We start from the raw sequence: 9,520 nt of genomic DNA on the forward strand, positions 1-9,520 counted from the left end.
AGACGATCGCGCTTTCATCTGTCGACGATGCGGCTGGTGGGTGGCTCTGCGCCTACATCGCGACCGCCCGCCTGCCTAAGCGTGAACTCACTCAACGGCTGCCCACGGCGATCGCGCCGATGTAGAGGGCGAGTTGATGGGTGTCCCACCACCGCACAACGGATCTCACTCGGTGCTCTCATCCCCGGCGCGGATCATGAAAACTGCTCCGGTGATCGCTGCGGCGAAGATTACGATGTCGGCGATGTTGCCGATGAACCAGTTTCCGTAGGCGAGGAAGTCCACGACGTGACCACGGGCGAATCCGGGGTCCCGGAAAAGGCGGTCGCCTGCGTGTGAGGCGGAAGCGCCGCCGAGCGCGCCGATGACGATCGCCCATCTCACGCGTTGCACTCGGAACGCGAACACGATCGCTGTGACCGTGGCGGCGACAGCGAGCAGCGCGAACACCCAGGTGAAGCCTTCCCCGAAGGAGAATGCCGCTCCGGGGTTATAGGCGAGCTGCAAACCCAGCAGGTCACCGATCAGCGGGATGCGCTCACGGTCGGTGAGGGTCGCTTCGGCCCACACCTTGGTTCCCTGATCGATCAGCACGACGACCACGGCGATCAAGAGCGCTCCACCAGTGAGCTGCCGCCGCCGGGTCGACGACAGCTTGCGCGCAGCGGGCGGATGAGCCTCTGACTGGGAGGAGGTCATGCGAGCACCTCGATCAGACGGACGATGACCCCAGATTCGATCAGGATGAACAGGCCCAGGCCGATGAACACGGCCGGTACGAGCCAGTGCTCGACGCGCTCCAGCCCCTCGGTAACAGCCTTGTTGGTGCCGATCAGCCGGCCGGCCGCGCACCAGACCGCGACGAGGATGAGGAACACGACGATCATGATCGCGACGTCGACTGGGGTGCTGGTGCGGAAGATTGGCGTGTAGAGGGAGATATTGTCGGCCCCGTTGGCGATCGTGATCCCTGCGACGCCCCATAGTCCGACCGCGGTGATCTTGGAGTCGTCGTCGTCATTGTCGCCGTTGCGGCGCAAGCCGCGAATGAGCGTCCACACGCCGATGCCGAGCGGGATCAGACCCAGGAACCCGACCCATTCGTCCGGAACGATCGTGAGCCCGAGCGCGGCTATCACACTGATCACGACCAGGGTGATGAACCCGAGATACTGGCCTGCGATGATCTGCCACGGGCGGGGTTTCCCTCGACTGGAGGCGAGGAACAGCACGGTGAGCACGACGATGTCGTCGATGTTCGTCGCCGCAAAAAGGCCGATCGCTGAACCGATGGTGGCGAGCATCAGCTTTCCAGTCGTGGCGTGCGGGCGGCACGCAGGCCGTTGAGGATCACGATGACCTCCGCGACCTCGTGGACCAGGACGACAGCCGCGAGCCCCAGGACGCCGAAGAGCGCGAGCGGGAGCAGGGCGGTGATGATCAGCAGCGACAGGATGATGTTCTGGTTGATGATCCGTCGACCGCGCCGGGCGTGATCGAACGCCCGCGGGATGAGGCGCAGATCATGGCCGGTGAAGGCCACGTCGGCGGATTCGATCGCTGCGTCGGAGCCTGTCGCGCCCATCGCGATGCCGACGTCTGCGCTAGCGAGGGCCGGGGCATCGTTGATGCCGTCGCCGATCATCGCGACCGGTCCTGCCTTCGACAGTTCTGCGATCGCGGTCGCCTTGTCCTCCGGGCGCAGCTCCGCTCGCACGGCGCTGATCCCGGCCTGCGCAGCCAGAGCACGAGCGGTCCGGGCGTTGTCGCCGGTGAGCATCGTCACGCCGACGCCCTGGCCGGTGAGTGTCCGGACTACGTCAGAGACTTCAGGGCGCAGCTCGTCACGGACGCCGATCGCGGCGACCGGTGACCCGTCGCGGTGCACGATGACGACGGTCATGCCCTGCTCTTCCAGCGTTGCGACCCGCTCGACGAGGTCGCCGGCGTCCAGCCAGCGGGGACTGCCGACGGTGATTCTCGATCCGTCGACGGTGCCGTCAATACCGTGGCCGGCCTGCTCGGTCACATCTGCAGCTGCCGGTGTCCCCGAGGCTGCGGCGGTGATTGCTGAGGCAAGAGGATGTGTGCTGTGCTGCTCCAGGGCAGCCGCCCACGCCAACGCCTGGACCTCGGTTACACCGTTCGTGGTGAGCACGGCGGTGACCACGGGCTCGTTGCGGGTGAGGGTTCCGGTCTTGTCGACGGCGACGTGCCGGACCGTCCCGAAGCGCTCGAAAACGGCGCCGGACTTGATGATCACACCGAACTTGCTCGCCGCACCGATCGCAGCGACGACCGTCAGCGGCACCGAGATCGCCAGCGCACACGGGGAGGCCGCGACGAGCACGACGAGCGCGCGGGTGATCCACACCTCGGGGTCGCCCAGCAGCGAACCGATGATCGCGACAAGCGCTGCGAGGATCAGCACGCCGGGCACCAGCGGGCGGGCGATCCTGTCCGCGAGACGAGCACGCTCGCCCTTCTCGGTCTGTGCTTTCTCTACCAGTTCGACGATCGTGGTGAGCGAGTTGTCGGTGCCCGCAGCCGTCGTTTCGACCTCCAGCGCGCCGGCGCTGTTGATCGCGCCGGCCGACACAACATCGCCAGGCTGGACCTCGACCGGGATCGACTCCCCAGTGATCGCCGAGGTGTCCAGGCTGGAGCGACCGGAGCGGACGATCCCATCCGTTGCGATCCGCTCGCCCGGGCGGACCACCATGACCTGACCGACCATAAGCTCTCTCGCTTGCACCTGCACAGCGTTGCCGCCCTGCAGCACGGTCGCTGTTTCCGGGACGAGCTTCAGGAGCGCCCGTAGCCCCCCGCGGGCCCGGTCCATCGCCTTGTCTTCGAGCGCCTCAGCGATCGAGTACAGGAACGCCAGAGCCGCGGCCTCCTCGACGTATCCGAGGACGACTGCACCGATGGCGCTGATGGTCATCAGCAGTCCGATGCCGAGCTTGCCCTTGAACAGCTTTCGTATCGCGCCAGGCGTGAACGTCGACGCACCCAGCAGCAGACCGGCCCAGAACAGCACGAGCGCCGGAATCTCGAGGCCGGACCACTCGAGGATCAGGCCGACGAGGAACGCAACGCCGGAAAGGACCGGCACCATGATCCCGCGGTCCCTCCACCACGGCCGCTCAGCCTCTTCGTGTTCCTCTCCCGCCGGGGCGGCGGACTCGTGCTCGCAGCCGCACGCCGCGCTCACGCGTCAGCCCCTGCTCCGCAGCAGCCCGGCACCGTGCAGGCCGAGTCCACACACGGCGCGTGCTCGTCCACAGCCAGCGTCACATCCACAAGCGCGAGGAGGGCCGCGGCGAGATGAGGGTCGGCGATCTCGTAGCGGGTTTGCCGGCCCTCAGGCTCGGCGACAACGATCCCGCAGTCACGCAGGCAGGTGAGATGGTTCGACACGTTGGAGCGCGTCAGCTCTAGCTCACGGGACAGGACTGCGGGGTAGCTCGGGCCACCGAGCAGAGTCATGAGAATCCGAGAACGCGTAGGATCAGCCATGGCGCGGCCGAGCCGGTTCATGACGTCGAGACGAGAAGCAATGGTCAGCATAAGCTGAACTATACAGTCTCCGCTGACCTATTTCCTATGCGGTCAAGCCAATGCCCTCAGGGCATGGTCTTCGAGCCCGAAAGAACGCTGCCGCCCAGAATGCACAGGCGAGCTCGACGCGTCTCTGACATGAGCCGTCTTCTGGTTCCGGACGCGCTCCGTGGGTTCGCGATTGTCGCGATGCTCATCGCGCACGCTGCTCCGTTCGTGCCGAACGCACCGTGGGCGGTGCAATTCGTCACGGCGAACTTCTAGTAGTGTCGCGTCGCCGCTCTTCGCACTCGTCATGGGCATGTCGGCGGAGCTTGTGTGGAGACGCGGCGGCGCTGCGGGGGTGACGTTGCTGCAACAGGCTCTGCGTGGCCTGTTCCTCATCGTCCTGGGTGTGTGGATGGCCACGTGGGGCTCCTGGCTGGCGGTCATCCTGAGCTATCTCGGGCTGCTCATCATCCTCGGCGCGCCCCTTCTACTCCTGCGCAGCTCGGTCGTGATCGCCGCGACAGCGGTCCTTGTCCTGGCCAGTCAGCCATTGCTGAGCGTCGCACGCACCTGGATTTGGGTCTACACCGCGCGCCGCCCGTGCGTGAGGTCACGACCTGGATGTTCCTGGGCCCTCAGTATCGGGTGGTCAACCTGTTGCCGGTGTTCCTCATCGGTGCCCTGTTGATCCGTCACGGCTTGAAACGCGATCGCTTGTTGTGGATCATGGCGGCTGTGGCGCTGTTGGCGTATCTTGCCTGGGGTTTCGGGCAGCGCTTCGGCACGGTGTTATCGGGGGACTACCTGGACTCTCTGAGGGATATTGGCTTGGTGTTCGCCGTCTACGTCTGCGTTGTGCTGGGGGCTACGGTGAGCTGGGAGCATGCAGAGCGTTTTTGGGGTGCTGTCTTTGTTCCCCTGTGCGCGTGCGGTCAGGTGGCGTTGTGCCCTGTACTTGCTGCACGGCGGTCTCATCGCACTCTGAGTAACGCGTATGGCCGCCCTGCCGAGTACTTCTACGTGGGATGGCTGGTGATCGTTCCGGGCATGATCGGGGCGGGTTGGGTGTGGTGGCGGTTTGTTGGAAACTGGTCCAGTTGATGGGTGATGGGCTGGCTCAGCGGACGACGTCCAAGGCTTTCTCGCTTCGCCCGTAGAACGGGCGCGTGGCTCACGGGTTCGCAAGAAGACTTGATTGGTGGGGCTGGTATCATCCTGAGGTCATGGTCTGTCCACGGTCGCGCTCACAAATGCGTTAGCCGAGCCGACGAGTTCCTGATAACGAAGATCATTACAGCCCTCGGGCTGGCGCTTCTTCTCGTTGTCGGAGCATGGCCGGGCGGCCATCGTGACGTGACAGATACGACTCCGTATCTGAGCACGACATCCTCGTCGTCACTAGGGACGCTTCTGTCGGCCAGGACTCCGGCTGGGTTCCGGTGAAAGCGTTGTCGGCGCGACCGCCGAACAATTCGTGACCGGGGATACCGCAAACGACATCGTGATCGGTGTTGCCGGGTGCCTCTTGGGTATCATCTGCTGCTTCTTGGTGCTCATCGTCACGCGGACCTTCCGCCGGCACGTCCCCGGTTCTCACATTCGCGAACGTTTGCCGCGCGCACCATCACTGGCGGCCATGACGGGGCGCCTGTTCGCATTGCCTCCTTCTCTCTACACAGCTTTCTCTGTCGCGGACCTGACTCTGGCGGCGCCATCTCTTCGATGGCGCTCACACTGTCGCCCTCGTTCGTGTTGTGTGTTTGGAGTGTCTATGAAATCTTCCGTGAAAGCGGTACTTGTCACCGTTGCTCTCGCCGTGGTGTTGCTGTCGTCGCGCTGGTCTTCGTCCTTGTCATCAGAATCGAGCTGCCGCACCCGAGACGGGGACCGCTGACGGTCCACAGGTCGTCCGTGAGAACTCGCATGTCCTCGATGACGGAGGGGAATGGGGCGGTGACGGTTGTCGAATTCCTCGATTTCGAGTGCGAGGCCTGCGGTGCGTTTTATCCCCTCGTCGAGGATCTCCGCGGTCAAGTTCGATGGCGAGATCACGTACGTGATCCGCTACTTCCCGCTGCCTGGTCACCTCAACTCGAAGAACGCCGCAATCGCTGCCGAAGCCGCAGCGCATGCAGGGGCGGCTGGAAGACATGTATCACCGCCTGTTCGAGACGCTAGCCTCAATGGGGTGAGGCTCAAGAGTCTCGTGCGGACCTGTTCCGGGGGTTGCGGAGAACTCGGATTGGACATGGCCGCGTTCGCTGATGCGGTCGCTGATCCGGCGACAGCAGAACGGGTCCAGTTCGATCTCGACGAGGGTGAGCAGCTCGGTGTCAGCAGTACCCCCTCGTTCTTCATCGATGGAGAGCCTGTCGTGCTGGAAACGTGGACCGACCTGGAGGACAGCATTGAAGCCGCGTGTGAACGGTGCTGAATGATGGCGCGTTCGCTATCGCACCGTCGCGTCATCATCGTTGGCGCCGGGCATTCCGGATTGGCGACAGCCGCCGCGCTCAGGTTCCTCCGGGCTTGAGCCACAGAAAGACTTCGTGATCATCGATTCTGCACCCCCCGGTCAACGAAGCTGGGCCACACGGTGGCAGTCGATGAAACTGCGCAGTGCGGCACGCCACAGTGTCGTCCGCGGGTTCCCTTTCCCGGGCGATGAAGATCGTCATCCGAGTGCGGATGAGATGTCCGACTATCTGTCTTCGGTGGAGAAAGCCATCGGTGTGAAGACCGTGTGGAGCACACGAGCTCTTGGAGTCAACCGGTTGGCGACGGATCCACGCTGCATCTGTCGACCTCCGCCGGGGAAGTGCAAACACGAAATGTGGTCTGTGCAACGGGAGCTGCCGCCGTGCCGCGCATACCGGGGTGGCGCCAGGAACTGGCAGTGCCCGGTGTTGTGCTGCATTCCAGCCAGTACCTCGACCCCGCGCAGATACCCCCCGGCCGCGTGTTGATCGTTGGCGGCGGATACAGCGGAGTGGAGATTGCTGAAGAACTCACGTCCTCCCACGACGTCACCCTCGCGACTCGAGCGGAACCACCACGGGCATCAGAGCGGCCCATCTGGTCAAGGCTGCGACGTAGGGTCCGATGTCCGAGGCACGCCCCCGCGCAGCTTCGACAGACGTCACTCATGCCGCCGCCGTAACGGGGGTCAACGGAGACACCGTGATGTTCGCCGATGGGGCGTCCATGAAGCCGCAATCCTGATCCTCGCGACCGGGTACGAGCCGCAGACGGATGGCTGCCCGATTCGGAGCCCCCCGGGCAGCCATTACACGTCAGTGCACGCATCCCCGGACTGTTCACTGTTGGCATGCCGCGATACTCCCGGGCGGACGCTGACACCCTCGCTGGGGCGAGCCGTGAAGCGGCGACCGTCGCCCGGCTAATCGTCGGACGGCCATAAAGGAGCACCATGACAGAAACAGGGCACAGTCACGGTATCGGTGACGCCACTCCCGCAATCGCCTGGTCATCGCGTTCGCGATCACCTCCTCGGTCTTCATCATCGAAGTAGTCGGGGCAATCATCACAGGCAGCCTCGCACTGCTCGTTGATGCGGCGCACATGCTCACCGATGTCGTCGGGTTGGCGATGGCCGTCACCGCTGCGCATCTGATGAACCGTCCCCCGACTCCCAAGTACACCTTCGGTCTTCAACGCACTGAGGTGCTCGGTGCACTCGCTCAAGCAGCTCTGCTGCTCGGAGTGGGCATCTTCGCGCTCGTGGAAGGCGTACGTCGGCTGTTCGAGCCCCCGGAGATCGCTTCGGGAAGTCTGCTGTTCTTCGGCATCGTCGGTCTCGTCGCCAACATCGCCTCCATGCTCGTATTGTTCAGCGGCCGCGGGCGCAATCTCAACATGCGCGCCGCGTTCCTCGAGGTCGTCAACGATGCCCTCGGTTCCGTCGGCGTCATCGCCAGCGCCATCCTCATCGCCGTTTTCGGTTGGTATCAGGCGGACGCTGTCGCGGGCGTCTTAATCGCGCTACTCATCATTCCCGCACCTCATCCTGTTGCGAGCATCCGGCCGGGTCCTGTTGGAGTCCACACCTGCCGGTCTCGACCTCGAGGATGTTCGCCGCCACATCCTTGCCCTTCCGCACGTGGTCGCGGTGCACGACCTCACGCGACCCAGGTCTCGACCGACCTCCCCACGCTCACCGCCCATGTTGTGGTCGATGACACCGTCACGATGGAAGCTTCCGCCGAACTGCTGGCATCACTTCAGCAATGCGTCAGCGAACATTTCGCCGTGAGCATCGTACACTCCACCTTCCAGATTGAACCCGAATCCCACCCCGGAGAGCACGACACCCATGCATAAACGCCTCTCGGCACGCACCACTGCGTCCTCACCACCCTGTTGTTGTCGGCATCCGTCGTACTTGGGGCTGCATCTCCGGCCGCCGCTCATGACGACTTCGTTTCGTCGTACCCCACCGCCGACTCGACCATCAACGGATCCCCCGACGAGATCTCTCTGATGTTCACCGGAACCCTCACCGGTGGTGACGACGCAACGGTCGTCGAGGTTATCGATGAAAGCGGAGCAAACGTCGCCGTCGACCCGCGACGGTGAGCGGTGACTCGATCACCCAACACCTCTCCCCGGACGCCGCAACCGGCATCTTCACCGTCCGCTGGAAGACCGTCTCCGCCGACGGACACCCGATCAGCGGAGAGTATGTCTACACCGTCACGCCCGCGATGGCCACGGAACCCAGCACTCCGACCACAAGCCCCACCCCTGAAACCTCCCCAACCGAGGAGCCGGAACCGGCCCGACCCGCGCAAACATACGGTGGCACGGCATCCGGCGGCGGCGCTTTCGAACTGCTGCCCCTGTTCTTCCTCTCGGGTCTAGCACTGATTCTGGGATCGGCGTTGTGGAGTGGTTATGGCCGGGCGCCAGCGTCACCAGCGCGACCGCGCACAGGCCGCCAAGGATGCCGCAGCTACGGAGAACGACGCCGATGCGTGATCGAGTCCGCCGGTCGGCCGTGATGCTCATCGTCGCCGCCATCGTCATCCTGATCGATCAAGGCACCAAGACTCTTGCTCTGAACACGTTGCGGCAAGATGCGCGTATACCGCTGATCGGTGACTGGCTCGGTCTTCAACTGGCCTTCAACCCCGGGGCGATCTTCTCGCTCGGGGAAGGTTCCACATGGGTCATCACGTCATCGGGGTCGCTGTCACCGCGGTCCTCATCGGTGCCGCCATCCGAGCCCGGAACGTCTGGTCGGCGGTTGGTTTCGGTTTCATCGTGGGCGTGCGATCGGAAACCTCATCGATCGCTTATTCTCGCCGCCCGCGTTCGGGATCGGGCACGTCACCGACTTCCTCGCCTACGGGAACCTGTTCATCGGCAACCTCGCCGATGTCGCTCTCGGCATCGGTGCCGTATTCCTCATCGTCGCGGGTCTGCGCACAAGCCGTCGCCGGCCAGACCCCGCGTCCCGCCCCGATCCCGTCGACCCTGTACCCGCCGAGAAACGGTTCACCCATGAGTCCCAAAGAACGCGTCCCCTCCACTTACCAGCGGAATGCCCTGGCCCCCAGCCTCGTCGCCGCCGCGATCCTGTTCCTGGCCCCGGCGCTCTTCCAGGCGAACTGGGCACCGCTCGTCCTCTTCATCGCCTCGATTTTCGGGCTGATCGTCGGGTGGTTTGCGCTGCAGGCACGCCACTGGTGGTGGATCCCGGTTTTCCTCGCGATCGCCGTGCTCTGGAATCCGGTGATGCCGTTCCCTTCTCCGGTGTCGTGTGGACCACAGCACAGCCCGTCGCGGCCGTGGTCTTCTTGGCAGCGGGTTGCGACGATCAAGGTGATCCGGAAGTGAGCGGCGTGAGCTTCGCGTCACGACCATGCGTGTGAGCGGCGAGATCCCGGACAGTCCCCCGTCACTGCAGACGTTCCTCGCACCGGCCGACATTCCTCTTCCGGTGCTACCC

11 protein-coding genes and 3 pseudogenes are annotated in these 9,520 nt (G+C 64.3%); 10 read left to right on the forward strand and 4 right to left on the reverse strand.

Going from position 1 to position 9,520, the window contains the following annotated elements; genetic code table 11:
- Positions 1-165: 165 nt before the first annotated feature.
- The 4 genes from AB1285_RS17980 to cmtR are packed head-to-tail and all read right to left on the reverse strand — an operon-like array spanning position 166 to position 3,570.
- On the reverse strand, positions 166-699 hold the full coding sequence (locus tag AB1285_RS17980) for a signal peptidase II (RefSeq protein ID WP_029264099.1): 534 nt from the start codon (positions 697-699) through the stop codon (positions 166-168).
- Positions 696-1,304 carry a cadmium resistance transporter gene (locus AB1285_RS17985; RefSeq protein WP_017201915.1) on the reverse strand — a complete coding sequence of 203 codons (609 nt, stop codon included), beginning with the start codon at positions 1,302-1,304 and terminating at the stop codon, positions 696-698. Before AB1285_RS17985 ends, AB1285_RS17980 begins: the two co-directional genes overlap by 4 nt.
- Entirely contained in the window at positions 1,304-3,214 is a 1,911-nt protein-coding gene (locus AB1285_RS17990) for a heavy metal translocating P-type ATPase (RefSeq protein ID WP_040568236.1), read from the reverse strand. The genes AB1285_RS17985 and AB1285_RS17990 overlap by 1 nt, the downstream gene beginning before the upstream one ends.
- Positions 3,211-3,570, reverse strand: a complete 360-nt coding sequence (gene cmtR / locus AB1285_RS17995; RefSeq protein ID WP_017201917.1) for a Cd(II)/Pb(II)-sensing metalloregulatory transcriptional regulator CmtR — start codon at positions 3,568-3,570, stop codon at positions 3,211-3,213. Before cmtR ends, AB1285_RS17990 begins: the two co-directional genes overlap by 4 nt.
- A gap of 129 nt (positions 3,571-3,699) precedes the next feature.
- Between cmtR and AB1285_RS18000 the strand changes: the two genes are divergently transcribed.
- The 10 genes and pseudogenes from AB1285_RS18000 to AB1285_RS18045 all read left to right on the forward strand — a co-directional run bounded on the left by AB1285_RS18000 (position 3,700) and on the right by AB1285_RS18045 (position 9,408).
- On the forward strand, positions 3,700-3,825 hold the full coding sequence (locus tag AB1285_RS18000; protein WP_429977580.1) for a hypothetical protein: 126 nt from the start codon (positions 3,700-3,702) through the stop codon (positions 3,823-3,825).
- A 324-nt stretch (positions 3,826-4,149) separates the two neighbouring features.
- Positions 4,150-4,650, forward strand: a complete 501-nt coding sequence (locus AB1285_RS18005; RefSeq protein ID WP_429977581.1) for a hypothetical protein — start codon at positions 4,150-4,152, stop codon at positions 4,648-4,650.
- A gap of 955 nt (positions 4,651-5,605) precedes the next feature.
- Positions 5,606-5,983, forward strand: coding sequence for a DsbA family protein (locus AB1285_RS18010; protein WP_429977582.1), 378 nt, complete (start codon positions 5,606-5,608; stop codon positions 5,981-5,983).
- Between the two features lie 399 nt (positions 5,984-6,382).
- Positions 6,383-6,709: an FAD-dependent oxidoreductase gene (locus tag AB1285_RS18015; protein ID WP_429977586.1), complete on the forward strand. Its 327-nt coding sequence runs from the start codon at positions 6,383-6,385 to the stop codon at positions 6,707-6,709.
- Positions 6,710-6,979: 270 nt separating this feature from the next.
- Positions 6,980-7,890: pseudogene (locus tag AB1285_RS18020) on the forward strand (cation diffusion facilitator family transporter).
- A gap of 42 nt (positions 7,891-7,932) precedes the next feature.
- On the forward strand, positions 7,933-8,145 hold the full coding sequence (locus tag AB1285_RS18025) for a copper resistance protein CopC (protein WP_429977583.1): 213 nt from the start codon (positions 7,933-7,935) through the stop codon (positions 8,143-8,145).
- Positions 8,142-8,570, forward strand: coding sequence for a copper resistance protein CopC (locus tag AB1285_RS18030; protein WP_429977584.1), 429 nt, complete (start codon positions 8,142-8,144; stop codon positions 8,568-8,570). Before AB1285_RS18025 ends, AB1285_RS18030 begins: the two co-directional genes overlap by 4 nt.
- Positions 8,570-8,683 (forward strand): annotated as a pseudogene (locus AB1285_RS18035) (signal peptidase II); the annotation flags it as partial. The gene AB1285_RS18030 and the pseudogene AB1285_RS18035, both read left to right, overlap by 1 nt.
- Positions 8,667-8,927, forward strand: a pseudogene (locus AB1285_RS18040) (hypothetical protein); the annotation flags it as partial. The pseudogenes AB1285_RS18035 and AB1285_RS18040, both read left to right, overlap by 17 nt.
- Before the next feature lie 145 nt (positions 8,928-9,072).
- Entirely contained in the window at positions 9,073-9,408 is a 336-nt protein-coding gene (locus AB1285_RS18045) for a DUF6804 family protein (protein WP_429977585.1), read from the forward strand.
- Positions 9,409-9,520 lie beyond the last annotated feature (112 nt).

It is taken from the genome of Microbacterium sp. NRRL B-14842, assembly GCF_050470785.1.